Genomic DNA, 26,377 nt, shown 5'->3' with positions numbered 1-26,377 from the left:
GGTGCCCGGCGGACGGCTACAGCCGCATCAATAACAGTACCGCGGCGCCGCCGAGCCCGGCGATCCCCGCGAGGAGCAAGAACAGCACGGAGCTCGTCGCGTGCGTGAGCACGAACCCCGCGAGCGACGCGCCGAGGGCCCCGACGCCGAACATCGCGAGATACGTGAACCCGTACGAGAGCCCCTGCACGGCTTCGCCGGCGTTCTCGGCGACGACGACCTGATAGATCGGCGCCGTGCCGTACACGAAGAAACCGATCAGGAGGCAGACCCCGACGAGCGCGACGGTCCCGAGTCCCCGGACGAACGGGAAGGCCGCGGCGAGACCGGCGAGGACCGCGAAGAAGCCGAAGAACGCGGTGGTGCTGGAGACGCGGTCGGTCAGCCGCCCGCCCACGTACTGGCCGCCGATGCCGACGGTCAGGAGGCCGGTGTACACGTACTGGGCCGGCTGGACGGTCTGGTCGAACAGCTCGAAGGGGCGCAGCGCCGGGGACTCGGCGAGGACGTCCGGGAGGAACGTCAGCAGGCCGCGGTAGTACGTGCCGTACAGCAGCACCGCGACGAGCGCGACCGTGAAGGCGGTCGCGAACAGGGTGCGGGAGTCCCGAGCGGTCTTCCGGAGCTCCTGGGCGATCGAGCCCGTCTCGCCGGCGTCCTCGCCCCCGCCGAGTTCGAACTCGATCCGCGTGCCGGCCAGCCCGACGAGCAGGGCGACGGCCGACAGCGCGCCGGCCGCGAGCCGCCAGTCGGCGAACATGAGGAGCAGCGCCGTGAGGAGCGGGCCGAACGCCGTCCCGACGTTGCCGCCCACGCCGTGATACGCGAACACCGTGCCGCGGGCGTCCGCGGTGCGGCTGATGAGCGAGAGCCCGGCGGGGTGGTAGACGCTCGCGAAACAGCCCCACAGGAGGACGGCGACGGCGAGCGAGACCACGCCGCGCGCGAGGGCCACGATCCCGAACCCGATCCCCATCCCGACGATGGAGGCCAAGATCAGCCGCCGCGAGCTGAACCGGTCGGAGAGGACGCCGCTCACCGGCGCGCCGAGCCCGATGAACGCGTATCCGGCGCCGATGACGGTGCCGATGACGGCCGCCGAGACGTCGAATTCGGCCATCCAGAGCCCGACGAAGAGCGGTATGGAGAGTTCGTACGTGTGAAACATCCCGTGGGCGAGAGAGGTAAATCGCACGAGAGCCCGGTCGTTCGCGTTCATTGGGTTGACGAGCGCCGAGAGACGTAATAAACTCTCGGGGCCCGGCGATCCTCACACGGAGTGTTCGATGTGGAGCTCCAGCTCGTTGACCGCGCCGAGGATCCGCTCGGGGAGCGCCTCCGTGAAGCGATCGCCGGTGATCCGGTTGGCGGGTCCGGAGACGCTCAGCGCGCCGACCACCTCGCCGCCGGCGATCACCGGCGCGCCGATCGCGTGGACGCCCGCCGTCGTCTCCTGTCGGTTGAACGCGTAGCCGCGGTCGCTGATCGCGTCGAGCTCCGCGAACAGCTCCTCGCGGGTCGTGATGGCGTCGTGTCCGGCGTCCAGTCCGCGGTCGTCGAGGATCGCCTCGACGCGGTCCCGGTCGTAGGCCGCGAGGATCGCCTTCCCACCCGCGCTCGTGTGGATCGCGCCGCGCTTGCCCACGTGGGCGCCGGTCTGGACGGCGCTCTGTCCGACTTCGGTGTAGAGGTACACTCGCTCGCCGTTCTCCTCGACGATGAACTGCGCGCGTTCGCCCGTCTCGTCGGCGAGGGCGTCGACCTTCTCCTTGATCATGGGGTACGCCGTCACCCGTCGCTGGATCTGCCCGCCGATCGTGAGGAACTGGAGGCCGAGGGCGTACACGTCGCCGTCGCGGACGACGTACCCGTGTTTCTTCAGGGTGGCGAGGTGGCGGTGGACCGTGCTCGGAGCCAATCCGAGATGCTCGGATAAATCAACGATAGTCATCCCGTCGGTATCTCGCAGTACGTCGATCAGTCGTAACGACGTTTCAGTCGTTTTCGCGACCGATTTGAGCTCTTTTGCCATACACGGTACACCGCCCCAAGCCACTTAACTTCCCGTGTACTCGGATAATAAAGAATATTTGACCGCGTGAGCCGGCCTATATCCCGGACAGACGCGGCCGAATCGGACCGAAATCTGATTTTGCGGGACGACTCGTCCCGGATTCTGACGCTTAATATCGGCGAGTAAGGCAAAAAAGAAAGTCGTGCCGACTACAGACGTCGATCCGGTATGTTCGGATCCATGTCGGATCTCGACGAAGTTCATTACATCCGTACGTTTGTAACGGCATTCGGACCGGCGACGCGGGATCGACGCCTCGCAGGTACCGATCGCGGGGGACGGGCGCCGGGACCGGTCGCGGGAGGGACGGTCGCAGGTGCCGATCGTGGGGGACGGTCGCGAAGGGACGGTCGCGGGGGGTCGGTTTCGGGACGAATCGCGCCGCGGCCCCCACGTTTATGTCGGTCGAGCGGGAGTCGTTCGCATGGACTCACTCGACGACCTCGTCGTGCCCGAGGCGACCGTGCTCGACGCGTGCGGCGACCGACCGCTCCCGGATCTGGGGCTCGTCGAGCGCGACTGGGACACCGATCCGATCCCGAGCGATCGCGTCGAGGCCGCGGCCGCCGAGACGGTGGCGTCGCTGGAGTTCGCCGGGGTTCCCGAGGGCGGCGAGGTCGCCGTCGGCGCCGGCAGCCGCGGGATAGCGAACCTCCCGTCGATCGTGAGCGGCGTCGTCGGCGCGATCGAGGACGCCGGCTACGACCCCTTCGTGTTCCCGGCGATGGGGAGCCACGGCGGGGCGACCGCGGAGGGACAGCGGGAGATGCTCGAATCCCTCGGCGTGACCCCTGCGGCGATCGGCTGCGAGATCCGGTCGAGCATGGAGGTCGCCCGCGTCGGCGAGACGCCGGACCGGGGCGTTCCCGTGTACGCGGACGCGCACGCCGCCGGCGCCGACGCGATCGTCCCGGTCAACCGGGTGAAGCCCCACACCGACTACGACGGCCCCGTCGAGAGCGGCCTCTCGAAGATGCTCGTCATCGGCATGGGGAAACAGCGAGGGGCGAAGACCGCACACGAGTGGGCGATCGACTGGAGCTTCCGGAACATGATCCCGGAGATCGCGGAGAAGCTGCTGGCCGAGCTCCCGGTCGCGGGCGGCGTCGCGATCGTCGAGGACCAGTTCGACGACACCGCCGTGATCGAGGGCGTCCCCCCGTCCGGCTTCCTCGACCGCGAGGCGGAGCTGCTGGAGCTCGCGTACGACCGCCTGCCGACGATCCCGTTCGACGACGTCGACGTGTTAGTCCTCGATCGACAGGGTAAAGACGTCAGCGGACAGGGGATGGACACGAACGTGATCGGTCGCCGCCCGTTCGCGATCAACGAGCCGGAGCCGGAGCTGCCGGACGTCAAGCGGATCTTCGTGCGAGGCCTGACGGAGACGACACACGGCAACGCCATGGGGATGGGCTCCGCGGACTTCGTCGGCCGCGACCTGGCCGCCGAACTCGACAGCTCGACCACCCTCATCAACGCGATCACCGCGAGTACGACGCGGGGGGTTCGACTCCCGCCGGTCGTCGAGACGGACCGCGCCGGCCTCGTCGCCTCGCTGTCGACCGTCGGCGTCGTCGGCCCCGACGACGCCCGCGTGCTTCGGGCGACGGACACGATGCGGCTCGGCCGGCTGTACGCCTCTCCGGCGCTCGTCGAGGAGGCGCGCGAACGCGACGACCTGCGGGTCCTCGCGGAGCCGAGCCCGATCGAGTTCGACGACGGCCGGTTCGTCGCGCCGACGCCGCACGAAACCGGAGACGGCGGCGATTGAAAGATAGATTTAAGTCCGTGAGAGGATTGAGTAAGATAACCGATGGTTCAGACCTCTCAATCGGTCGTGCGCGTCGACGTTCGAAACGTTGGCGGCATCGACGAGGCGTCCGTGACCCTCCCCGAGGGGGTCTCGGTGTTGGCCGGGCGAAACGCGACGAACCGGACATCCTTCCTGCAGGCGCTGATGGCCGGGCTCGGGAGTCGTCGGAGCTCGTTGAAGGGCGACGCAGACGAGGGCGCTGTGACCCTCGAAGTCGGGGACGAGACGTACACCCGGACGCTGACGAGACGCGGCGACTCGGTCGCGTTCGGCGGCGACCCGTACCTCGACGACCCGGAGCTCGCGGACCTGTTCGCGTTCCTGTTAGAGAACAACGAGGCGCGTCGGGCCGTCGCGCGCGGCGACGACCTCCAGGAGATCATCATGCGCCCGATCGACACCGACTCGATCGACGCCGAGATCCGGGAGTGCAAACAGGAGCGGTCCGAGATCGAATCCGAGATCGACCGACTCGACGGGCTCGAACGGGACCTCCCCGAGCTCGAGGCCGAGCTCCGGGAGAAGCGGTCGGCCCTCGACGACGCCGAGGCGGAGCTCGAAGCGGTCAGGGAGGAGCTGAACGACCTCGACGCCGGCGTCGAGGAGAGCCGCACCCGGAAGCGGGAGCTCGAGGAGGCGTTCCAGCGCGTTCGCGACGCTCGCTCGGAGCTCGACGACCTCGAGTTCGACCTCGAGACCGAGCGGTCGACGCTGACGGAGCTGAAGGCGGAGCGGGACGAGCTCCGGCAGACGATCGAGTCGGCACAGGAGCCGGAGGAGAGCCCCGATCAGCTCGCCGGACGCGTCGACGAGCTGCGCCGCCGCCAGCGGTCGCTCGACGACGCGATCAACGAGCTCGGCAGCGTCATCAACTTCAACGAGGACATGCTCGACGGGTCGGCGCCCGCCATCGACGTCGGTCGGAGCGGCGACGGCGCGGCCGACGCCGACGGGGCGTCCCGGGCCGGCGACAGTCCGACCGACGCGCTGACCGGCGACGACCGGACGACGTGTTGGACTTGCGGCTCCGAGGTCGAGACCGAACAGATCGAGACGACGCTCGACCGCCTCCGGGACCTGCGGTCGGAGCGGCTCGACGAGCGCAGCTCGCTGCGCTCGGAGATCCAGGAGCTCACCGACCGACAGTCCGCGCTGCGCGAGGCGGAACGCGAGGTCGAGCGCGCCGAGGAGCGGCTCGATACGGTCCACTCGGAGATAGAGGCGACGGAGTCTCGAATCGCCGACCTCGAATCGCGGATCGAGTCGAAGGAGTCGGATATCGAGGAGCTGGAGGCGGAGGCCGAGTCGATCGACGTGGACGGTCACAACGAGGCGCTGGAGCGCCACCGCGAGGCCAACGAGATCGAACTCCGGATCGGGCGGCTAGAGGACGAGATCGAGGAGATCGAAGCGCAGATCGACGAGCGGGAGGAGGCGATCGAGCGCCGCGAGGATCTCGAAGCCGAGCGGGAGGCGGTCGCGGACCGGCTGACGGAGCTGCGAACGCGGGTCGACCGGCTGGAGGAGAGCGCCGTCGAGGAGTTCAACGAACACATGGCGACCGTCCTCGACATCCTCGAGTACGAGAACCTCGACCGGATCTGGATCGAGCGCCGCGAGACCGACGTGCGCGAGGGGCGGCAGAAGGTCACGCAGACGCGGTTCGACCTCCACATCGTCCGCTCGTCTCCCGACGGCGCGGCGTACGAGGACACCGTCGACCACCTCTCCGAGAGCGAGCGCGAGGTGACCGGACTGGTGTTCGCCCTGGCGGGATACCTGGTTCACGACGTCCACGAGACGGTGCCGTTCATCATCCTCGACTCGCTGGAGGCGATCGACTCGGACCGCATCGCCCGCGTGGTCGACTACTTCCGCGACCACGCCGACTACCTCGTGGCCGCGCTGCTCCCCGAGGACGCCGCCGCGCTCCCCGACGAGTACGCGTACGTCGAGCAGATCGAGTGACTCCGGACCGCCACTGATCGGTTCGGAACCGGCGCCGTCCGGTGCCGGAACGCGGCGTGACACCGATACCCTTGTAACGCTACCCCTCGATCGATCGGTATGACCGGCGAGGACGGACCGAACACGAAGGTCGGCCGAGTGATCGAGGCGTACGACCTCGACGAGATGGGGCCGACGCTCGAGGCCGAGTGGACGGGCGAGACGGGCGAGCGCACGAGCCTGCGGGATCTCGCCGACGAGTTCAACGAGGCGGTGTTGACGGCGGCGGTCCGCGAGACCGCCAACCCGTCGCTCGACGTCGAGATATCGAGCACGTACGAGGCGCTGCAGGACGGGACCGGCTCGGAAGTGACTCGGGCGCGACGGCGGCTCGAACGCAAGGGCGTGGACGTCGACGAGCTGACGGGGGACTTCGTCACGCACCAGGCGATCCACACGTACCTCACCGAGGACCGCGGAGCGAGCCTCCCGACCGACGATGAGGGCCGCGTCGAACGGAAGATCCAGACGATCGAGAAGCTGCAGGGGCGGCTCTCGGCGGTCAGCGAGTCGGCGATCTCGTCGCTCGCGAACGCCGACGAGCTCGACCGAGACGACTACGATGTCCTCGTCGACGTGCGGGCCGTCTGTCCCCACTGCGGGGCTGACGCGCCTGTCAGCGAGCTCATCCGGCGCGGCGGCTGCGGCTGCGAGACCGGAGACGCCGCGGCGGACGGCGACTGACTCGCGACCGGCCGACTACCGCTCTCTGGCCGCCGCGACCGCGTCGACCGTCCGGCGCGCGTTCTCCGCGATGCGCTCGAACTCCCCGTTCGCGACGGCGTCGTCGTCGACGATCGCGCTGCCGACCCCGACGGCGACGGCGCCGGCCTCGACGTAGTCGCCGGCGTTCGCGGGGCCGACCCCGCCGGTGGGCACCAGGGGGATCTGCGGGAGCGGGCCGCCGAGGGCCGCGACGTGTTCGGGTCCGCCGGTCGCGGCCGGGAACACCTTCACGAAGTCGGCGCCGGCCTCGGACGCGCGGAGGGCCTCCGTCGGCGTGAACGCGCCGGTCGCGACCGGCGTCCCGTAGCGGTTCGCGGTCTCGATCACGCCGGCGTCGACCGTCGGCGTGACGAGGAACTGGGCGCCCGCGAGCTGGACCGCCCGGGCGGTCTCCGCGTCGAGGACCGTCCCGGCGCCGACGAGGACGTCGTCGAACCGGTCGGCGAGCGCGCCGATCGTCTCCGTGACGGCCGGCGTGTCCGCGGTCACTTCGAGCGCCGTGACGCCGCCGTCGACGACCGCGTCCGCCACGTCGATCGCCGCGTCCGGGTCCACGCCGCGGAGGATCGCGACGACCCCGCCCTCGCGGATCCGGTCGGCTCGTCGTGAGTGCATACCCGCATCCGCGACGGCGACCCTAATAAATGGGACGGCTCGCAGGCAACGCTCGCTCCCGGCGACCGCCGATCCACCCGAAACGACTAACAGCGCCGGTGGGGTACTCCCAGGCGATCAGATGAGCGAAATCGTCGACTACGAGCTGTTCGAGGTGCCGCCGCGGTGGCTCTTCCTGCGCGTCGAGACCGCAGACGGAACGGTCGGGTGGGGAGAGCCGGTCGTCGAGGGGCGGTCGAAGACGGTGCGGACCGCCGTCGAGGAGCTGTTCGAGAGCTACCTGCTCGGGGAGGAGGCCGGTCGGATCGAGGACCACTGGCAGGCGATGTACCGCGGCGGCTTCTACCGCGGCGGGCCGGTGCTGATGAGCGCCATCGCCGGCGTCGACCAGGCGCTGTGGGACATCAAGGGGAAGCAACTCGGCGTCCCCGTCCACGACCTGCTCGGCGGCGCGGCGCGCGACCGCATTCGGGTGTACCAGTGGATCGGCGGCGATCGGCCCTCCGACGTGGCCGAGCAGGCCCGCGCACAGGTCGAGGCCGGGTTCACGGCGCTGAAGATGAACGCGACCGAGGAGATGGAGCGGGTCGACGACCCCGCGACCGTCGACGCCGCCGCGCGGCGACTGCGCGAGGTCCGGGAGGCCGTCGGCGACGAGGTCGGGATCGGCGTCGACTTCCACGGGCGGGTGTCCAAGCCGACGGCGAAGCGCCTCGTGGCGGCGCTGGAGCCGTACGACCCCATGTTCGTCGAGGAGCCCGTCCTGTCGGGGCACAACGACGCCCTCCCGCAGATCGCCGCGCACACGACGACGCCGATCGCGACCGGCGAGCGCATGTACTCGCGGTGGGACTTCAAGGAGGTGTTCGAGAGCGGCGCCGTCGACGTGATCCAGCCGGACCTCTCGCACGCGGGCGGGATCACCGAGGTGCGGAAGATCGCCGCGATGGCCGAGGCGTACGACGTGGCGATGGCCCCCCACTGCCCGCTCGGCCCGATCGCGCTCGCCGCCTGCCTGCAGGTGGACGCCTGCTCGCCGAACGCCTTCATCCAGGAGCAGAGCCTCGACATCCACTACAACGAGACGAGCGACGTGCTCGACTACCTCGCGGACCCGTCCGTCTTCGACTACGAGGACGGGTACGTGCGGATCCCCGACGGCCCCGGGCTCGGGATCGAGATCGACGAGGAGCACGTCCGCGAGCAGGCCGAGAGGGACGTGGACTGGCACAACCCCGTGTGGCGACACGACGACGGGAGCGTCGCCGAGTGGTAAGGCGAGCGCGGGGATAGGCGAGTGGCGCGGGGGCCCGCGGGCGGTGATTATTTCACCGGCGGCGTCGCCATGACACGTATGTCACCGAGCGATCCGACCGAGAACGCCGTCGCGGACAGACACGCGGACACCGTCGCCCTCGTCACCGGCTCCACCCGAGGGATCGGCGCGGGCGTCGCCCGTCGCTTCGCCGCCGAGGGCGCCGCGGTCGTGGTGACCGGGCGCTCCGCCGACCGCGGCGAGGCCGTCGTCGACGAGATCGAGTCGGCGGGCGGCGACGCGACGTTCGTCCGGGCCGACATGCGCGAGCCGGCGGAGATCGAGGCGCTCGTCGACCACGCCGTCGCGGAGCACGGGCGGATCGACGTGCTGGTGAACAACGCTGGCGTCCAGACGGAGACGACCGCTCGCGAGGCGACGATCGACGACTGGGAGTTCGTCGTCGAGACCGACTTCCGGTCGTTCTGGCTGTGCGCGAAGCACGCGGCCGAGCGGATGCCCCCGGGCGGGACGATCCTCAACACCTCCTCGAACCACGCGTTCCTCACGATGCCGGGGCTGTTCCCGTACAACGCGGTCAAGGCCGGGATCAACGGAATGACCCGCGCGCTGGCGCTGGAGCTCGGTCCAGACGGGATCACGGTGAACACGATCAGCCCCGGCTGGATCGAGATCGAACGGACCCGGGAGGAACTGGGCGACGACTACGAGCACACGGAGGACATCCACCCGGTCGGTCGCCTCGGGAAACCGGCCGACGTGGCCGGACTCGCTGCGTTCCTCGCGAGCGACGACGCGGACTTCATCACCGGCGAGAGCCTCCTCGTCGACGGCGGGCGCTCGCAGGTGATGCAGGACGACAGCTACCTCGACTACCGCCGGAATCGGTGACGAGGCGGCGACCCCTCCGACGGCTGCGACGGCTGTGACGGCGGTGCGGTGGCAATGCGTTCCGTCGACGGCGGCGGTCGAGCCGAGACCGGGCCGACATTTATATAAGTAATCGTATAGTTATAGATAAATACTGGATAGATGTTATTTCGATCGTGAGAGTCAGTCGTTCGGAGTCGGTCGATACGTCGGCGTTCGTTCCGTTTGCGGTATCGGGTTATCAGACGCCTGAAACCGTCTCTGACGCCGACTCGTCGACGAACGGTCACCGTCGATCGGCGCGTCTACGGCTCGTTCGACCGTCACCGCTCAGTCCTCGGTCGTCGGTCCCCTCGCCCGAGCGGCCCGTCGTCGGATTCGAATCCCGTTCGACCGACGTATATGGGCCGTTATCGGCGCATATCGAGAACTGGCGTCGTGAGAGGTCAGCTTCTCCGTCGACGCGAAACGCCAATGTGATCGCCGATACGGAACGAACAGAGACGATCCACGTAACTGCTGTATATAAGGATTATATTATACCTGTATATCTGGTAATTTGTCGATCCGCTGCTGTGGCACCACCGCGTCGTCGAGGTCGAGAACCTCATCGATCGAACGGGAGAATCGTTTATTGCCCGCGGGGCGCACGGCCCCGTATGGACGAGGCGGCGGTGTTCGACCGCGTCGTGACCGCGCTCGACGAGCGGAACTACGAGCCGCTGGTGCACGTCCCGGACGCCCACAGCGAGACGTACGCCGACGTGCTCGACCGCTGTCGCCGCCACGAGATCGCGATCCGGGGGCGGTACCCGGACGTGCTCGGCTTCACCGACGCGGACCGCGTGTTCGCGATCGAGGTGAAGGGGTCGACGAACCTCCTCCGCGGCATCGGGCAGGCGATGACGTACCAGCAGGGCGCGCACGTCTCGTACCTCGCGGGCGACGGCGAGGCCGTCGCGCCGCACGCGAACCTGCTCCGGTCGAAGGGGGTCGGCGTCATCGGCGTCGACGCCGACGGGGCGACCTCGTGGAGCGACCCGCCGAGCGCGGAGTCGGCCGAGGAGGTCGCCGACATCGAGGGGCAGCTGTCCGTCAGGCTTCGGAGCGACGCGTTCGGCGGCGACGTCACGACCCTGAGCCTCGCGCAACCGCTGAACTACCTCGCGCCGGTCGTCGCCCTCGATCGGTACGGCCCGCTCGCGCGCGACGAACTCGTCGACGTCATCGCCGACGAGTACGGGTTCGGCGCCGGCGACGAGACCGCTGCGAGCGCTCGGACCCTCGGCCTCCTCGCGCTCGGCTCGCCGAACGAGCTGACCTCGCAGGGCGAGCTGGCCGCGACGGTGCTCCGCGGGTACGGGATCGAGGACCTCGGCGACCTCCGATTGACGAAGGCGGACGTCGGCCGGGACACGGTCGCCGAGGTCCACCCGCCGCTCGCGGTGCTCCTCCGGAACTCCTTCTCCAGACACCCCGAGTTCGGGCTGCTGCTCGACGCGCTCCGCAAGGAGGGGCCGCGCGTGCAGTTCCTCGACCTCGTCGAGCGGCTGGTCCGCGAGTACCCGAACGTGTTCCTGAGCGCGTTCTGCACGACGCGGGGCGCCGCCCGCGCCCGAGAGCTGATCGAGCGGGGGAAGACCGCTCGGCTCTATCGAGACCCGTCGGTCTGGCGGGACGTGATCCGCACCAACGTCCTGTTCAACTTCGTCCAGCAGCTGAAACACGTCGGCGTGCTCGCGCCCGAAACGCGCAGTCACAGCGGGGCGATCGCCGAGTACGACCCCGACGAGAAGCCGTGGATCGTCGCCGACCCGGGCTAGGCGTCCGGAGCCGCGATCGAAGGCGGACCGACGCCGTGGAGCGAGTGGCCGTCCCGGACGTCCCGATCCCGTACGCCCGTCCGATGGAGGACGAGGTGATCCCGGACGCGGGCGATATCGAGGAGCGCGTTCGAGCGGTCCTGTCCGCGGAATGAGCGAGCGACGACTGGCGGCCGACGGCGGCACCGGGATGCGGGTCGCGGTCCGCGCGACCGGCGACTGGGAAGCGGACGTCGACGAGACCGAGGGCATCCTCGTCGACTGGTTCGCCCGCGAGGGCCGGTCGGTCGAGGCGGGCGACACGCTCTGTGAGATACAGGTCGAGAAGGTGAGCGTCGACGTCCCTGCGCCCGTGGCCGGGACGCTCGACGAGGTCGTCGTGGCCGAGGACGACGCGTTCGAGATCGGCGACACGCTCGGGTGGATCCGGACCGAGTGACCGCTCGCCGCTTCCGACATCCCTCGACTGTCGGGGACACGAGGCGTCAGCGAGCCAAATATCGTCCGAACAGCAGCGGAGAGACGAGCAGCGCGATCGGGACGGCGATCCAGACCTGCCCCGCGAGCACGTCGTACTGCCCGAGCGTGACCGAGACGGGCGTGCCCTCCGCGTACCCGACGACGAACTCGAAGCCGACGGTGAGCGCCGTCCAGAGGACGCCGATACCGATCGGCTCGATCCGTTCGTAGTCGATCGGGGTCCGGGAGAAGTAGACCAGCAAGACGAGGAGTATCGCGGCGACGAGGAGCGCGGTGCTCGCCACGTGTCCGGGGTAGTCGCCGATGCGGGGGATGAGGAAGACTTCTCGGAAGACGCCGTTGGCGACGGCGATGACAGCCATCACCGCCCAGACGCCCAGCGGATACAGGAGCGCGTGCGGTCGAACCGACCCCGTTTTCGATCCGGGCGTGAGTCTCATCAGTCGGCGTTCGTACCGCGACGAGAAAAGCGGACGCGGAGATTCTCCGCCGTCGGGATCAGCGGGCGCCGAGCAGCGAGGCGAGCCGTTCCGGGAGGGCCGACCGGTTCGTCCGCTCGGTCGCCACCGACGCGTCGCCGGTCCCGAGCTCTTTGAACCCCGTCCCGGTCGGAACGAGGACGACGGCGTCGTTGAGCACTGGATCGGCACCCGTCCGGGAGTGGGCGACCGACCGATTCGACCGCTACTGGGAGCGGGCGATCCCGTTCGATCCCCTGGCGTTCGAATAAAAATAAGATCGCGGGGCTCGTTATCCAGCTCGAACTGCGCGTCGTAGTCGTTCTGGATCTCGATCGTCGTCTCGCGGCACACGTCGTCGAAGTCGTGGCCGTAGCGTTCATTGGCGATCTCGTCGCGCGTCCGGATGTCGGCCGGCTCCGTTCCGTCGGGGAACGGCTGGCGGTCGAAGATCGCCTTGACCTCGCCGGCGGCCTCGGTGCTACGATCCGAGAAGTTGTACCCGTACTTCGCTTGGGAGTCCTCGGTTGAGAGCGACGCGGCCGTCCGGTGGATCGCGCGAACTGATCGACGAGCTCGTGGCGTAGGGATCGGTTGGTTCGACCCCGTCGAAACGTCCAGTCGCTGACGAGCCGGCGAGGACCGCCGAATAGGAGATGCCGCTCTCGCATACGGGTCAGCTGTGGGGCGTGCGTCCGGATCGGTCAATGCGGAACACGTACGCGGTCGTCCTCCCCCCGCGGTCCGTCAATTCGATACCGCAGCGTTTGTGAACCCGTCGACGTCCTCTCTCAGCGCGTCGCCTTCGCTCCTTCCTCTCTCGCCACTCGCTGAGGAAGGGTCTTCGATCCGTTTTCGGCTAAAAATTCGTTCGGAGGCGGCCGTCGCGATCAGCCGTCCTCGTCCCCGTCCTCTTGCGGGATCGATACCGTTAGCTCTCCCGTCTCACCTCCCTCGTAGGTCCCGCTGGTGGCTTCGAACAGCTCTTGTTGGTCGATTTCATCTTCGTCGAACGGTCCCGGAAGCGTAAACGCTGCGAGGTGCAGGTCCCGTGCTTCGGCGCCTTCTTCGAGTTCGAATTTGACCGTGACTTCCGTCGGGTTCCCCTCGTCATCGAATTTGAACTCGTTGTCGACGATGTTGACGTCACCGAGCTGTCCGTCCGATTCTTGTCTACGGAGTGAGGGGTTTTCCGTAACCCCATTCTCGGAGTTACCGAGCCCCGACATCACATCGTTCGGCCAGTACGAGGGCGGCGTCGGCGGATCCTCACCCTCGCTGAAGTCAACTTGCCAGTAGACGGTTTCGTCGTCGCCGTCGTCGGCACCATCACCGTCATCACCGTCGCCGTCGCCCGCATCGCCATCGTCGCCCGCATCGCCATCGTCGGCGTCCTCGCCATCGTCACCGTCGTCGGCACCATCGCCGTCGCCCGCATCGTCATCGTCGCCGTCGTCGGCACCATCACCGTCATCACCGTCGTCTGTATCACCGTCATCACCGTCCCCGTCGCCAGCGTCACCGTCGTCGCCGTCATCAGACTCGACCGTGATCGAGGCGTCCGTCGTCTCGGTCACGGTGTACGGCTCGCCGTCTTCGGTGCCAAGTGCGTCGACCGCGAGCGACAACCCGCTCGTTCCGGGAGCATCTCCGGTGACGGTGGCCGTCGCGATGGTGACACTTCCCGTGTCACTGGTGTTCGCGAGCGCGGCCGAGACCGACACCGACGAGCCGTCGTCGGCGAACGTCGCGTTACTGGTTTCCGCGGACGGGTCTCCGCCGAACTCGAGATCCGTAACGGAAGCCACCGACGGGTCGTCGACCGTGATATCGAAGTCGTACGCACCGACACCGCCGTTAGCCGTGTCGACGACCACGTCGTACGTCGTCGTCTCGCCGACGGTAACCGTCGATTCCGACGGCTGGAGGCTCACCGCAGTCTCCAGATCCGCGCCGTCGTCTCCGTCGTCACTGTCTTCACCGTCGTCCGCACCGTCATCTCCGTCGTCACTGTCTTCACCGTCGTCCGCACCGTCGTCTCCGTCGTCACCGTCGTCTCCGTCGTCACCATCGGAACCGTTCTGCTCGTCTTCTTCGACAGTCAGGTTGCCAGCGACGGAGTCGTCCTCCGAAGAGACTTCGTGAGTATATTCTCCGGGTTCGAGGTCACCGGCTGGGACATTTTCGAACGTGACGGTTGTCGAGTCACCGGCGTCGAGTGTGACATCCGGTTCAGTGTCGTTGTAGACGACTTCACCGGTTACCTCATCAGTGACGGTCAGTTCGATATCTTGGTCGCCGGTCAGGTCACGAACGTTTTCTATGTCGGCGGAAATATCGATTGGATCATCTCCCGCCGTTACGGTCGCTTCGGCTGGATCCAGGTTCGACAGAGCGTACTCGGACCCTGGAGTTATTATCAAAGGAACTGTCTCGCTATCATCATCGGATGCAACTACTGCCTCGTACTCACCGGGGGCGAGCTCAGAAACGTCAACTGAGATTCCAGTGTCAATTACTTGCTCTTGGGGACGGAGAGTGAAGGGTGATGTCGTGGCTACGTCGGTCCCGTTAATGCGGAGCTCGATGTCCTGAGTGTCGGGCTCGGGAGTCCCGGAGTCGGGTAGCTCAGCCGTGTTGCTAACCGAGACAAACACCACAAATTCACTGTCTACGCCCTTCTGGATCGGTGAGTTCGTTGTAACGATGCTGACGTCGAAGTTTCCATTGTCATCATCGGAGCTATCGTCACCGTCGTCACCATCTCCGCCGTCGGAACCGTTGTCACCATCGTCGGCGTCATCGCCATCGTCTGCCGTTTCGACGGTGATCGATGCGTCCGTCGTTTCGGTCACGGTGTACGATGCGCCGCCTTCGGTGCCGAGCGCCTCGACTGCGAGCGACACGTCGCTGCTTCCCGCGGCGTCCCCCTGGACGGTGACCGTTCCGATAGTCACCATCCCGCTATCCGACGTGTTGGCGAGCGCCGCCGTCACGTCGGCTGAGGACCCGTCCGCTGCGATCGAGACGTCGGTCGTCTGCTCGCTCGGATTCCCGCCGACGGCGACGTCCGATATCGAGGCGACGCTCGGATCGGCGATGCTGACGGTGAACTCGTACGCTCCGACGCCCCCGTTGGCGGTGTCAACGACCACGTCGTACGTCGTCGTCTCACCGCTGGTGACGGTCGCGCTGCTCGGCTCGAGGCTCACCCCCGTCTCGAGCGGATTCTCCTGCTGTGCCGCCCCCGTCTGCAGGCCCGCGTCCGGGCCGACCGCCAGGGCAGCCCCGCCGATACCGGCGGTCGCAATCAGCGCTATCACCGCGATAACGGCCGTGCTCTGCGCCTCGATCGTCGTACCGATCTCTGTGACACTCATTGGTCTGAGTACTCCGTGAACAGTTTCTGCACGTCGACGACGTCGACGGTACCGTCGCCGTTGAAGTCGAACGCGTCCGGGTAGTTCTCGATCGTCTCGTCGTCGAGGTTGGCGAACAGCGCCTGGACGTCGACGATGTTGAACTGGCCGTCGCCGTTGACGTCCTCGTAGAGACCGTCGTCGTCAGGGTCAGTCGGTGCGTCGGTGAAGTTTCCGACCGGCGGCGGCCCCTCCTCCGCTTCCTCCACCGAGAGGGTCGCGGTCGCGGAGTCGTTCTCGGTGAAGACGCCGTGGGTGTAGTCACCGGGTGCGAGACCGCCCGTACCGATGTCGGTGTACTCGACGGTCGTCGACTCTCCGGGCTCCAACTGGACGTTCTGTGAGAGGACCACGTCGTCGTCGTCGCCGAAGCCGTCGCCCTCGACGTCGAGGCGGAACTCCACCGTCTGCGTGGCGGCCTGTCCGCCGTCGTTGGTGACGTTCGCGGTGACCGTGACGTCGCTCCCGACGGGCGCCTTCTCGGGCGCCTCGAGGTCGTCCACGAGGAACTGCACCGCTTGCACCTCAACTGCCGCACCGTCGGTCCCGGTCACGTCGTAGGGGGCGCCGTTCTCGTCGAAGACGAGTACCTCGTCGTTCGTTTCGGTCGGTGCGAGCGACAGGTTCGCGGTTCCGGCGCTGGCGCCCTCTACGGTCACCGTCGCGACGGCGACACTGCCCGTCTCGGCGGTGTCGGCGAACGCGTAATCCAGGTCGACCGACGAGCCGTCCGCGGCGACATCAACTTGTTCGCTCGCGTTCGCGTCGATAGCGCTTGCGCCGGTGATCGCCGCAACACCGGGATCGTCGACGGCGACGCTGATCTCGGCCGCACCGACGCCGCCGTCCGCGCTGTCGACGACGATCTCATAGGTCGCGGTGACGCCGACGGCGGTGGTCTGGTCGGCGGGCTGGAGGCTTACGGTCGTCTCCTTGTCACCCGGCGGCTCCGGCGGTGCTTCGACGGTGATCTGCGCGGTGGCGTTGTCGTCCTCGGTGAAGACGCCGTGGTCGTAGGTCCCCGGCGCCAGCGGATTCGTGTCGACGTCGGTGAACTCGACCGTCGTCGACTCGCCGCCGGCGAGTTCGACGTTCTGACTGAGGGCCACGTCACCGGCGTCGCCGAAGCCGTCACCGTTCGCGTCGATGCGGAACTCGACGGACTTGGTCGCGGTCTGTTCGCCCGCGTTATCGATTTCGGCGGAGACGTCGATCGCGTCGCCCTGCGTCGCGTTCTCGGGTGCCTGCAGGTTCGACACTTGGAAGTCCGCCGCCGCGGGCTCGTTGATCGTGATCTGTGCGGTCTCGGTGTCGTCTACCGTGAACACCCCGTGCGTGAGCGTGCCCGACAGCCCGCTCGTGTCGATGTTATCGAAGGTGACGGTCGTCGATTCGCCGGGCGCAAGCTCGACGCCCTGCGACGCGAGCGCGCCCTCGTCGTCGATCGAGTCGTCGCCGTCCGTGTCGAGGCGGAACTCGACCGACTTAGTGGCGGTCTGGCCGCCGGTGTTCTCCACGTCCGCGGAGACGGTGATGTTCTCGCCCTCTGTGACGCTACTGGGTGCGCTCAGGTTCGAGACCTGGAAGTTCGCCGCCGCGGGCGCGGCCAGCTGGACGGTCACGCTGACCGAGTCGTTGTCGGTCGCTCCGACGGTGTCCGTGACTTCCACCTCGAAATCGAGCGCGGTGTCCTCGGTGACTTCCGGGGCGGGGAACGTCGGATTGGCGGTGTCTGCGTCACTCAGCGAGACGTCCGGACCGCCGGTCTGGGTCCACGAGTAGCTCAGCGAGTCGCCGTCCGGGTCGTTCGACGCGGTCGCGTCGAGCGTGACCGTCTCGCCCTCGTCGACGGTCTGGTCCGGGCCCGCGTCCGCGTCGGGCGGGGTGTTGACCGTCAGCGTCGCGCTGCCGATGGTATCGAGCGTGTAGCCGGCTCCGTTCTCGTCAAAGACGGCGAGGAAGCCGGTCTGACTGTTCTCGGTGATCTCGATGTCTGTCGTCCCGGCCGATGCGCCCTGAACGGTCATCTCGACGATGGTGACCGAACCGGTGTCAGAGTTGTTAGCGAAGGCGTACTTGATGTCTGCCGCCGCGCCGCCGCCGGTGATGTTGTTGTCCGTACTTCCGGGTGCGTTCGGGATCGTCACGTCGGTTATCGTCCCGACTCCGGGGTCACTCAATTCGACACCGAGCTCTGCGGCGCCGACGCCGTTGTCGGCGTTCGCGACCGCGATTTCGACGGTCGTCGTCTCGCCGGGTTCGATCGTGTTGTCGTCGTCCGTAATCGATACTGTCAGTTCGGTTGTCGTCGCTGCGCCTGCGAAGCCGGCGGTCGCCGAGAGGGCGACCACCACGGCTATCAACAGGGTCAGCGCCTTCCGTTGGGTCGGTGTTGTGGGTTTCATCGGGTTCTTTCTCGTCTGGGCTGTCGTCTCGTGTCGTGGGTCGGTCAGGTCGTGGGTGGTTGGTGCGTGGTCTGTCCGGGGGCGCCCGGCCCGCGTGGGTGCCATACCTCTGGAGTGGCATCGGGCCGAAGCGCGGAGCGGCGGCTGATCAGGCCTCCGTCCCGTCGTCGTCGCCGGCCGCGAGACCGTTGGCGAACAGCGCCTGTGCGTCGCCGGAGTTCACCGACCCGTCGCCGTTGTAATCGAACGCGTCGGTGTTGTTCTGGACGACCGGATCGTCGGCGTTGCTGAAGATTGCCTGAGCGTCACCGACGTTCACGTCGCCGTCGCCGTTGACGTCCTCGTAGAGCCCGTCGCCGTCCGGGTCCGTCGGCGCGTTCTCGAAGCCGTCGATGGGCGTGTCGATCTCGTCGCCCGTGTCGATCTCCTCGACCTTGATCGCGCTGATCTTCGCGTTGTCGTTGGTCACCGCGAAGTCGACGTTCAGCTCTCCGTCGGTCACGTTGACCGTGTACGTCTTGTCGGTCGCGTTCAGCGGGCCGACCTCGGAGTAGATGTCGTACTCCGTGAGCACTTCCTCGCCTTCGACCGTCGCGCTGAACAGGCGGTCGTTCTCGTTCGTGCCGTCGGTCGGCGGCGTGGACGAGTCCGGCGAGTCACTGTCGGAGACGCCCTGGAAGATCTCCGTGAACTGCAGCGTCACCTCGTAGGTGCCGTTCTCGACAGGCACGTCGACGTTCGGCGCGCCGTCGCCTTCGCCAAACAGTTCAGTTTGGTACAGCGTGTCGTCCTCGGTGGCCGCGATGGACTGATTGACGCTGTACGTCGAGCCACCGCTGAACACGTCGCTGTCCGCGCTGGCGACGTACTCGGTCCCGTCGCTGGCGGTGTAGTTGCCTCCGCCGGCGTTGACTGCCGTGACGACCGTCCCGTTCTGGTCGGGTTCGTCGACGTACACCGCGAACGACTCGCTCGCGGTCGCGTTCCCGTCGTCGGCGGTGACGGTCACGCCGTACGTGCCGACCATGTCGTCACCGGGCGCGACGGTGAGCGTGTCGTTCTGGTCGTTGAGGGCGACGAACGACGGTCCGCTGACGGACAGGTCGAGCGCGTCGCCGTCGGCGTCGGACGCCGGCACGTCGACGGTCAGCGACTCGCCTTCGGTGACGCCCTTGTCGGTGATAGAATCAACCGTCGGGGCGGAGCCCTCGTCGAGTTCGAGGACGACCGCGTCGGAGGCCAGTCCCGCTCCGTCACCGTCTTCCACAGCGGCAACGAAGTAGTTGAGACTGCCGACGTCGGTCGAGTCGGTCAGCGTCACCGGTATCGCTGCCTCGCCGTTCGAGTCGAGCGTGGTCGAGTAGTACTCGACGTCTTCGGCCTTGTTGGCCTCGTAGTCCTCAATATCGTAGCCCGGCGTCCCGTTGTAGTCGGGTACATTGTCGAGTTCGAGTTCGCCCTCGACTCTAACGAGCGTCACATCGGCGTTCGCGGGCCCGGAGACGGTAACCGTCTGTGCGGCGTCGGTTACCGTCGCGGCGCTGTGGTAGCCGTCGAGCACGCTCCCGTCCAGCGAGACATTTTGGACACCGATGCTCGGCGCGGCCGGGACGTCACCGTCGGCGACGGCCTCGGCGCCGCCTGGACTCCCGTCACCGATCGTCTGAGTCGTCTGGGTCGTGCCGTCGGAGTACCCGACATCGACCGTCGCCCGTGCGAGTTCGAGCCCGGACACCGGGCCCGCCTCTTGCGAGGAGATCGTCGCACCCTTGATGCTCGTCGGATCGTTGTCGGCCGAGAACGCGACCGTCTCACCGGGATCGAAGTCGGTGAACTCGATCGTGAGCACGTCGTAGCCGTCCGAGTCGTTCTGTCCGTTGTGCGGCTGGCTGAACACGTCGCTGTCGGCCACCGAGACGACGCCGACGCCATCACCCGACTCGCTGTCGATGCTCAGGCCCTTGGCGGCCCCGTCGCCGGCCGTGCCTTCGGGATCGAACACCATGTCGGGGAGCGTCGTCGTGCTCAGGTCGATCGTCACCGACTCGATGTTCTGTTCGCCAGTGTTCGTGACCTCGAACGAACCGCCGCCGTAGGTGCTCGCTTCGATACCGCTGCCGGGCGTGATCGCCACGTCGGCCGACGCTTCGGGCTCCGGCGTCGATGTCCCGGGCTCGACGACCTCGATCGCGTTGACCTGCGGGAACTCGATCGCCCCCTCGGTGAAGCTGACCGAGACGTTCCCGTCGCCGTCCTCGGTGGTGGTGAACGCCTTCACCGTCCCGTTGGCCTGACCGACGTCTTGGACCGGGTCGTACTCCGTCAGCACTTGGTCGCCCTCGACGGCGACGTTGTACTGTCGGTCGCCGCTCGTGTTGGCCCCCGGGAACTGATTGCTGAGGTAGAGACGGACCTCGACCTCGGAGTCGGACGGCACGTCGAACTCCCAAGTCATCGCACCGAACCGTTCCGCGTCGTACACTCCGGACGGGGTGCTCGACGAAACCTCGTCGCCCGGCGTCACGTCGTCACCATCGTTGTAGTTATCTGCAGTACCGCTGACTGAGACGAGCGGGCCGTCGGCGGTCACGCCCGTGACGCCGGTCCAGTCGGGACCGTCGTCGGTGGCCGAGAGCGTCGACCCGCCGGCGTTCGCACGCGCAAGCGCCGTACCGGCCGTGGTCGAAGTCGCCGTGTCGACCGCGAGCTCGAAGCTCTCGGTGGTCGTGTCGGTGCCGTCGTCAGCCGTCACCTCGACCGTGTACGGCGAGTTCGCGGCGTCGCTCGACTGCGGATCGACACTGATCTCACCGTCCGCGAGCGTCACGAACTCCGGCGACTGACTCAGCGACAGCGACACCGAGTCGCCGTCGTCGTCGGACGCGCTCACAGAGACGTTGACGTTCTCGCCGCTGACGACCGACTGGTTCGAGATAGCGTCGATCGACGGCGGCGTGTTGTCCGTCTCCGTCCCCTGCTGGGTTACCTCAAGCTGGGTGTACGTCGCCGTGTACGGGTCCTCCGTGCCGAACGTCCCGGCGCTGTTGGACGTCGAGATGACGCCGAACGCCATCCCCTGGTCGGTGCTGTCGAGCCAGCTCGACGGAACGTCCGTCTCGCCGAGCGTGCCGGTAACCGTCCCGTCGATGTTGTTCCCGCTGATCGCGTACCGTGCGACCGCGGTGTCGTTACCCGGGTACACGTCGAGGTAGAGGTCGACCGTCTTGCTGCCGACCACGTCGGTCTCGTCGATCTTCGTGTTCGTCGCGTTCCCGTTGACCTCCGTCAGCAGCTCCAGACCGGGCGTCCCGCTCGTCGCCCCGCTCTCTGTGACGACCAGCTTGACGTAGTTGTCTTGGTCGCCGTTCCCGATGTACACGCCCTGCGACCGGAAGCCGTCGCCTTCGGGCGTGGAGGAGAACGGCGCCTCCAGCGTCGTGTGGACGGTCAGCGGTTCGTCGTTCACCTGAACGCCGGACTGGAACGCGTACTGCTGGGTGTTCGTTCCCTCGAACGCGTCACCGGGTGGCACGTCCTCGACCGTGAGGACCGGCGCCGCGGCGCCCGCGATGACGTTCTCAGTGTCGTACAGGTCCTGATAGTCCGTCCCGTTCGTCATCAGGCCGGTGAATCCGAGGTCCAGGATCGTTCCGGGCCCCGAGGACTTCTGGAACGAGTACTCGACGGGCGCGGTCGTCGTCGTCCCGTCGTCCGGGTCGATGGCGAACGGGTCCTCGGTGTCCGGCGTGCCGTCGTTGTCGTCGTCGGGATCGTTCAGGTTCGAGATCCCGTCGTCGTCGAAGTCCGGCGGCGTGGACGAGGCCGAACACGGATCGGATCCGGCTTCGTTCTCGTCCTGATTGGTGTAGCCGTCGCCGTCGGCGTCACCGTCCGGATCGTAGTCCGGATCGTCCGGATCGTCGGCGATACACTGGTCACCGCCGCCGGTGCTGTCGCCGTAGTCGTCCGGCTCGTACACGTCGATGTCGTTCCCGCCGAAGTCAGCGACCCACACAGTGCCGGGGTACGCCTCGCCGTCGTCCATCGCGGTGACGTCGAGCGGCGTGTTCAAGCCGGCCGAGAACTGCGCCTGCTTGTCGACGACCTCGGTCCCGTTCTCGTTGAACGTCGTGTAGTAGGTGTTACCGTCGAAGCTAGCCGCCAGCAGCGCGCCGTCGAGCGCCCCGCCGAAGTTGTCCGCCGTGTAGACGCCCAGCCCGTTGGTTGATGCACCGAAGGTCGTCAGCGCTCCGTCGTCGCCGGGCGCCTGCCAGTCGCACTCGACCGGGTTGGCCGGGACTTCGACCGGCGAGTTCTTACTGAAGTTGACCAAGAGCTCGCCGGCGTTGTCCTTGAACCCGCCCGCGTAGACGTTCGCGCCGTCCGGATTCGCGCGCGTTGGGTTCGCGTGACCGCCGTAGTAGCCTTCCTGATCGATGTGGTGAAGCGGGTTGTCGCCACCGCCGCCGCCGTCGTTGATCTCGTTGGTGCACTGGTTCGTCCCCTCGCCGACGGGCTGGTCGCCCCAACCGCCGTTGTGACCGTTGTCAATCGTGTAGAGGTCGCCGTTCGGGCGGATCACAACGTCGTAGGGGTTCCGGTAGCCGGGCGAGTACACCTGCACGGGACCACCGTCGACCAGCTTGGCCATGTTGACGCCGTCGAGCCCGCCGAACGGTCCGCCGTTCGGCGCGTTCGACTGGTTGGGGTTCAGCGTCGGGATGTCGTAGTAGTAGTCCGCGTACGCGTTACCGTTCTCGTCGAGCGCGTCTTTCGGCTGGTTGTTGCTCTCGATCTGTGCGACGTCGACCTCCAGAATGGACGCCGAGAGCGCGTACTCCGGCAGGTACGACAGCTTGTCGCCGGGCGCGCCCTGGTTCGTGTGGCCGCCGACCGCGACGTACAGCGTGTCGCCGCCGTCGGCGATGGCAAGCCCATTGACGGCGTGGTTCTCCTCCGAGCGCGCGATGCCGCGCACGAGGACATCGTGATCCCAGCTCCCGTCGCTCTGCTGGGTCAACCGCGAGATAGTCCCTGAGTTGGTGTCGAGGCTCTGCTCCGGCGGGTTGTCGTTCCCGACGGGGGCGCGCGGGTCGCTGGAGGTGACGTACAGGACCGGCTGGTCGGCGGTGCCGCCGACGCGCAGCCCCGTCACCAGACGCTGGTCGCCGAGACTGGCGAAGGAGCCGTCGTCGTTGTGGTTCGGGATGTCCAGAATCTCGTCGATCGTCTCCGTCTCGGTCACCTGGTAGCTGTCCTCTCCGTTCCGCTCGACCGTGAGGGCGAACACCTCGCCACCCTGAGTGGAGACGTAGAGCCGCCCGTCGGGCCCCCAGTCGATCGACGTGGGGCTGCCCGCGGAGAAGCCGTCGAGCTCTGTGTGTCCGAAGCCGACTGGAACCGAACTGGACCCCTCACCAGACAGACCGACCGTCAACGGCGAGGTGGTGTTCTCCGCGTCGTGACTCACCTCCAGGCTCGCCGACTTCGCCTCGGCGTCGGACGGCGAGAACGTCACGGGGACGTCGGTCGTCTCGCCGGGCGCGAGCGTCACGCTCCCGGAGAAGTCCGTCGAGAAGTCGCCGGCGTCGGTGCCGGACACCGAGGCGCCGTCGACCGTGATCGACTGATCACCGCTTTCCCCCTCGTTCGAGAGGGTGACGGACTCGGTCGCGTTCTCGCCGGTGACGACCGTCCCGAAGTCAACGCTGTCGGGCCCGCCGAGCACGCCGGGGTCGGGCGTGGCCTCGACGACCTCGATGGCGGACACCTTCGCGTTGTCCACCTCGTTCGTGAACGAGACGTCGATCGTTCCGTCAGACGGGGTCACCTCGAACGTCTCGACGGTGGCCGTCGCGGCGCCGCCGGTCTCGGCGACGATGTCGTAGTCGTTCAGGACCTGCTGTCCCTCGATCGACGCGTCGAACACGCGGTCGCCCGTGTCCGCGCCATCTGTATTGGGGTTCACGCCGTAGTAGATCTCGGCGAAGTAGAGCCGGACCTCGTACTCGGTCCCGGAGCTCACGTCGAACGACCACGAGTGATCGCCGAACCGCTCCGTGAGGAACACCTCCGACGGCGCGTCCGTCGGATTCGTGACGTCCCCCGCTGACAGGCTATCCGCCGTGTACGCCGTGCCGCCGGAGCTGTACGTGCTCCCGCCACTGTCGGCGGTCCAGTCCGGTCCGGACGACGTGCTCACGCTCGCTCCACCCGCGTTCACCCGCTCAATAACATCCCCACCGCTCTGCGCCTGCGCGACGCCGGCCCCGCCGATTATCCCGGCCCCCATGGCCGAGACCAGCATCAGCACGGAGAACGCGACCGCGAAGAACCGGGTGGTTGCGGATGCGCTCACTGTGATCTCGTCTCCGTTCTCGATAGGGTCGTCTCGTCGCTGTGCCTCCTCCGCCGATTTGGCTTCAGACGTGTACACGCGTCACAAGCCGCCGCGCACACGGTGACAGGCCGGTTCCGTCTGAGGAGCATCGGACATATTGACAACGCAATCTATTATTGTTATGGGTCCAACAATAATATTCAAGAAGTGATTAGAGAGGTTACACTTTTTCTACTGATCGGGTCGTGTGCAGTTCCGATTTCGGACCACTATAGGATATTTTATACAATGTGTTTATTAATAAAAGGCAGAATAACACGCGTTCAGGACGGTGCTGAAATCATGGTAGTTTCACAGTAACACCGCCGTCTAGAGGCCTGAGAGTTCGTTTCTCATCCCTTATCAGAACGGTGGGCGAACCGGAACGTCCCGGTTCGAACGGTTGCATTCGATAGATTGCGGGCCGTCCGCCGTGTCCGATATCGAGGCGGACGTTCGCTCGGTGAACCGCCCGGTCAGTCCGAGCGCCCCCGAACGCTCCGACGACGTCACGCGTCGAGTTGAGAAGGTGCGGCCCGCCCGTCGACGGACGTCACACGGCGGTCGTCGCGGACACCGTCAAGAGGCGCAGAGCAGCGAGGCGAGCAGTTCCGGGAGGGCCGACCGGTTCGTCCGCTCGGTCGCCACCGACGCGTCGCCGGTCCCGAGCTCTTTGAACCCCGTCCCGGTCGGAACGAGGACGACGGCGTCGTCGTCGTCGATCTCGCCGCGCTCCGACAGCCGGGTCGCGCCCGCGAGCGACGCCGCCGACGCCGGCTCGACGCAGAACCCGCCGTCGACCGCGAACCGCCGCTGCGCGGCTCGTATCTCGTCGTCGTCGACGGAGACGACGGCGCCGGCGGTGTCGCGGACCGCGGCGAGCGCGCGACCGCCGCTCGGCGGGTCCGGGTTCCCGATCGAGTGAGCGATCGTCTCGCCGGTCTCGTCGGGCGCGATGGGCGTCGGGTCGGTCGCGCCCGACTCGAACGCCCGCGTTATCGGGTCTGATGCGGCGGTCTGGACGAGGCACAGCCGCGGGGGGTCGTCGAGGAGTCCGGCGGCCTCGAGGTCGCGGATCCCGCGCCAGAGCCCCGAGGCGAACCCGCCGGAGCTCGTCGGCAGGACGACCGCGTCGGGCGCGTCGGGGGCGAACGCCTCGCAGATCTCGAACATCGCGGTCGCGTATCCGCTTATCCGAGCCGGGGCGTCGCTGACGAGGAACCGGACCGGGAGTTCGTCGGAGAGGTCGAGCGCGTCGCCGTAGAGGGCCCCGTAGTCGCCGTCGACGCGCACGATCGTCGGCTCGTACTGGCCGATGAGCTCGAGTCGGACCGGGGAGATGTCGTCGGGAACGAGGACGACGCACTCCCTGTCGAGGCTCGCGGCGTGGGCGGCGGTGCTCATCGCCATGTTGCCGTACGAGACGGTTCCGACGGCGCCGTCCGCCGCGGCGACCGCGTGCGGGACGGCCGCGGCGCTGCCCCGGTCCTTGTACGCGCCGGTCGGGTGTTCGCCCTCGTCTTTGACGTACACGCGACAGCCCGCGGCGTCGTCGAGGCCCTCGCTCCTGACCAGCGGGGTGCCGCCCGCGGCGCGAGCGACTCCCTCGGGCCGGTCGATCGGCAAGAGCGGCTCGTACCGCCACGCGCCGTCGTACGCCCGGCAGTCCTCCCAGCCGAACGCCGCCGCGTCGGGCTCGAACCAGAGCGGCTCTCCGCAGTCGCAACGGACGCGGAGCGGGTCCCGGTAGCGATCTCCACATCGGTAACACCGCAGTGCGGGAGACATGGAGCGTTCTGCGGCGCGCGGCAACGTATACTCTCCGACCCGCGGAGGCCCTCACCCATCTCGCCGCTCCCGCCAGACCGCCGCCCGGTACGCGTTCCGCGACCACCGAACGGCATCCGTTCCGCGACCATCGAACGGCATCCGTTCCGCGACCACCGAACGGGATCCATTCCGCGACCACCGAACGGCACACGGTACACGACCACCGACCGCGATCGCCGGCGAGCGCCGCCGGCACCAG

General features: G+C 67.5%; 16 protein-coding genes and 1 pseudogene. 8 read left to right on the top strand and 9 right to left on the bottom strand.

Annotation, left to right across the window (positions count from 1 at the left end; translation table 11 throughout):
- Positions 1-16: 16 nt before the first annotated feature.
- Positions 17-1,219 (bottom strand): MFS transporter, encoded by a 1,203-nt coding sequence (locus DJ81_RS00840; protein ID WP_094522113.1) that lies wholly within the window; start codon positions 1,217-1,219, stop codon positions 17-19.
- 51 nt (positions 1,220-1,270) lie between these two features.
- Entirely contained in the window at positions 1,271-2,032 is a 762-nt protein-coding gene (locus tag DJ81_RS00835) for an IclR family transcriptional regulator (RefSeq protein ID WP_094522114.1), read from the bottom strand.
- 466 nt (positions 2,033-2,498) lie between these two features.
- Here DJ81_RS00835 and DJ81_RS00830 point away from each other — a divergent pair, with 466 nt between their 5' ends.
- From DJ81_RS00830 to rdfA, 3 genes are all read left to right on the top strand, one after another.
- A complete protein-coding gene (locus DJ81_RS00830; RefSeq protein WP_094587992.1) occupies positions 2,499-3,848 on the top strand; it encodes a DUF362 domain-containing protein in 1,350 nt (449 codons plus the stop codon).
- A gap of 42 nt (positions 3,849-3,890) precedes the next feature.
- The gene (locus tag DJ81_RS00825; protein WP_094587990.1) at positions 3,891-5,858 is read left to right on the top strand and encodes an archaea-specific SMC-related protein; all 1,968 of its coding nucleotides are present in this window, start codon (positions 3,891-3,893) and stop codon (positions 5,856-5,858) included.
- Between the two features lie 99 nt (positions 5,859-5,957).
- On the top strand, positions 5,958-6,581 hold the full coding sequence (rdfA, locus tag DJ81_RS00820) for a rod-determining factor RdfA (RefSeq protein WP_094522117.1): 624 nt from the start codon (positions 5,958-5,960) through the stop codon (positions 6,579-6,581).
- Between the two features lie 15 nt (positions 6,582-6,596).
- Here the strand turns inward: rdfA and DJ81_RS00815 are convergent, their stop codons facing one another.
- On the bottom strand, positions 6,597-7,238 hold the full coding sequence (locus DJ81_RS00815) for a bifunctional 4-hydroxy-2-oxoglutarate aldolase/2-dehydro-3-deoxy-phosphogluconate aldolase (RefSeq protein WP_094522118.1): 642 nt from the start codon (positions 7,236-7,238) through the stop codon (positions 6,597-6,599).
- A 121-nt stretch (positions 7,239-7,359) separates the two neighbouring features.
- On the opposite strand from DJ81_RS00815, the gene dgoD reads away from it, so the two are divergent.
- From dgoD to DJ81_RS00790, 5 genes and pseudogenes are all read left to right on the top strand, one after another.
- The gene (dgoD, locus tag DJ81_RS00810) at positions 7,360-8,514 is read left to right on the top strand and encodes a galactonate dehydratase (protein ID WP_094587988.1); all 1,155 of its coding nucleotides are present in this window, start codon (positions 7,360-7,362) and stop codon (positions 8,512-8,514) included.
- 69 nt (positions 8,515-8,583) lie between these two features.
- Positions 8,584-9,405: an SDR family NAD(P)-dependent oxidoreductase gene (locus DJ81_RS00805; RefSeq protein WP_094587986.1), complete on the top strand. Its 822-nt coding sequence runs from the start codon at positions 8,584-8,586 to the stop codon at positions 9,403-9,405.
- Positions 9,406-10,043: 638 nt separating this feature from the next.
- Positions 10,044-11,207, top strand: a complete 1,164-nt coding sequence (locus DJ81_RS00800; RefSeq protein ID WP_094587984.1) for a hypothetical protein — start codon at positions 10,044-10,046, stop codon at positions 11,205-11,207.
- Between the two features lie 29 nt (positions 11,208-11,236).
- Positions 11,237-11,362: pseudogene (locus tag DJ81_RS19935) on the top strand (alpha-ketoacid dehydrogenase subunit beta); the annotation flags it as partial.
- Complete coding sequence (locus DJ81_RS00790; RefSeq protein WP_094587982.1) at positions 11,359-11,646, top strand: lipoyl domain-containing protein; 288 nt, start codon at positions 11,359-11,361, stop codon at positions 11,644-11,646. The pseudogene DJ81_RS19935 and the gene DJ81_RS00790, both read left to right, overlap by 4 nt.
- A 46-nt stretch (positions 11,647-11,692) precedes the next feature.
- On the opposite strand, the gene DJ81_RS00785 is transcribed toward DJ81_RS00790, so the two are convergent.
- The 6 genes from DJ81_RS00785 to DJ81_RS00760 form a co-directional block, all read right to left on the bottom strand.
- Complete coding sequence (locus DJ81_RS00785; protein WP_094587980.1) at positions 11,693-12,127, bottom strand: hypothetical protein; 435 nt, start codon at positions 12,125-12,127, stop codon at positions 11,693-11,695.
- Positions 12,128-12,185: 58 nt separating this feature from the next.
- A complete protein-coding gene (locus DJ81_RS18590; protein WP_249269043.1) occupies positions 12,186-12,326 on the bottom strand; it encodes a hypothetical protein in 141 nt (46 codons plus the stop codon).
- Positions 12,327-13,035: 709 nt separating this feature from the next.
- Positions 13,036-15,300: a hypothetical protein gene (locus DJ81_RS00775; protein ID WP_141212501.1), complete on the bottom strand. Its 2,265-nt coding sequence runs from the start codon at positions 15,298-15,300 to the stop codon at positions 13,036-13,038.
- A 221-nt stretch (positions 15,301-15,521) separates the two neighbouring features.
- Entirely contained in the window at positions 15,522-17,969 is a 2,448-nt protein-coding gene (locus DJ81_RS00770; protein WP_170938207.1) for a CARDB domain-containing protein, read from the bottom strand.
- Between the two features lie 148 nt (positions 17,970-18,117).
- Positions 18,118-24,327 carry a malectin domain-containing carbohydrate-binding protein gene (locus tag DJ81_RS00765; protein WP_141212500.1) on the bottom strand — a complete coding sequence of 2,070 codons (6,210 nt, stop codon included), beginning with the start codon at positions 24,325-24,327 and terminating at the stop codon, positions 18,118-18,120.
- Positions 24,328-24,927: 600 nt separating this feature from the next.
- Positions 24,928-26,136, bottom strand: a complete 1,209-nt coding sequence (locus tag DJ81_RS00760; RefSeq protein ID WP_094587970.1) for a pyridoxal-phosphate dependent enzyme — start codon at positions 26,134-26,136, stop codon at positions 24,928-24,930.
- Positions 26,137-26,377 lie beyond the last annotated feature (241 nt).

The organism is Halorubrum sp. Hd13 (assembly GCF_002252755.1).
Classification (GTDB): domain Archaea; phylum Halobacteriota; class Halobacteria; order Halobacteriales; family Haloferacaceae; genus Halorubrum.
Note: the sequence above shows the minus strand (reverse complement) of the source record. Positions and strands in the feature narration are given on the sequence as shown.

Coding starts and splice junctions, on each gene's coding strand:
- DJ81_RS00790 (WP_094587982.1), top strand. CDS start 11,359: ATGAGCGAGCGACGACTGGCGGCCGACGGCGGCACCGGGATGCGGGTC.
- DJ81_RS00800 (WP_094587984.1), top strand. CDS start 10,044: ATGGACGAGGCGGCGGTGTTCGACCGCGTCGTGACCGCGCTCGACGAG.
- DJ81_RS00815 (WP_094522118.1), bottom strand. CDS start 7,238: ATGCACTCACGACGAGCCGACCGGATCCGCGAGGGCGGGGTCGTCGCG.
- DJ81_RS00830 (WP_094587992.1), top strand. CDS start 2,499: ATGGACTCACTCGACGACCTCGTCGTGCCCGAGGCGACCGTGCTCGAC.
- DJ81_RS00770 (WP_170938207.1), bottom strand. CDS start 17,969: ATGAAACCCACAACACCGACCCAACGGAAGGCGCTGACCCTGTTGATA.
- DJ81_RS00805 (WP_094587986.1), top strand. CDS start 8,584: ATGACACGTATGTCACCGAGCGATCCGACCGAGAACGCCGTCGCGGAC.
- DJ81_RS00785 (WP_094587980.1), bottom strand. CDS start 12,127: ATGAGACTCACGCCCGGATCGAAAACGGGGTCGGTTCGACCGCACGCG.
- DJ81_RS00835 (WP_094522114.1), bottom strand. CDS start 2,032: ATGGCAAAAGAGCTCAAATCGGTCGCGAAAACGACTGAAACGTCGTTA.
- dgoD (WP_094587988.1), top strand. CDS start 7,360: ATGAGCGAAATCGTCGACTACGAGCTGTTCGAGGTGCCGCCGCGGTGG.
- DJ81_RS00825 (WP_094587990.1), top strand. CDS start 3,891: ATGGTTCAGACCTCTCAATCGGTCGTGCGCGTCGACGTTCGAAACGTT.
- DJ81_RS00840 (WP_094522113.1), bottom strand. CDS start 1,219: ATGAACGCGAACGACCGGGCTCTCGTGCGATTTACCTCTCTCGCCCAC.
- DJ81_RS00760 (WP_094587970.1), bottom strand. CDS start 26,136: ATGTCTCCCGCACTGCGGTGTTACCGATGTGGAGATCGCTACCGGGAC.
- rdfA (WP_094522117.1), top strand. CDS start 5,958: ATGACCGGCGAGGACGGACCGAACACGAAGGTCGGCCGAGTGATCGAG.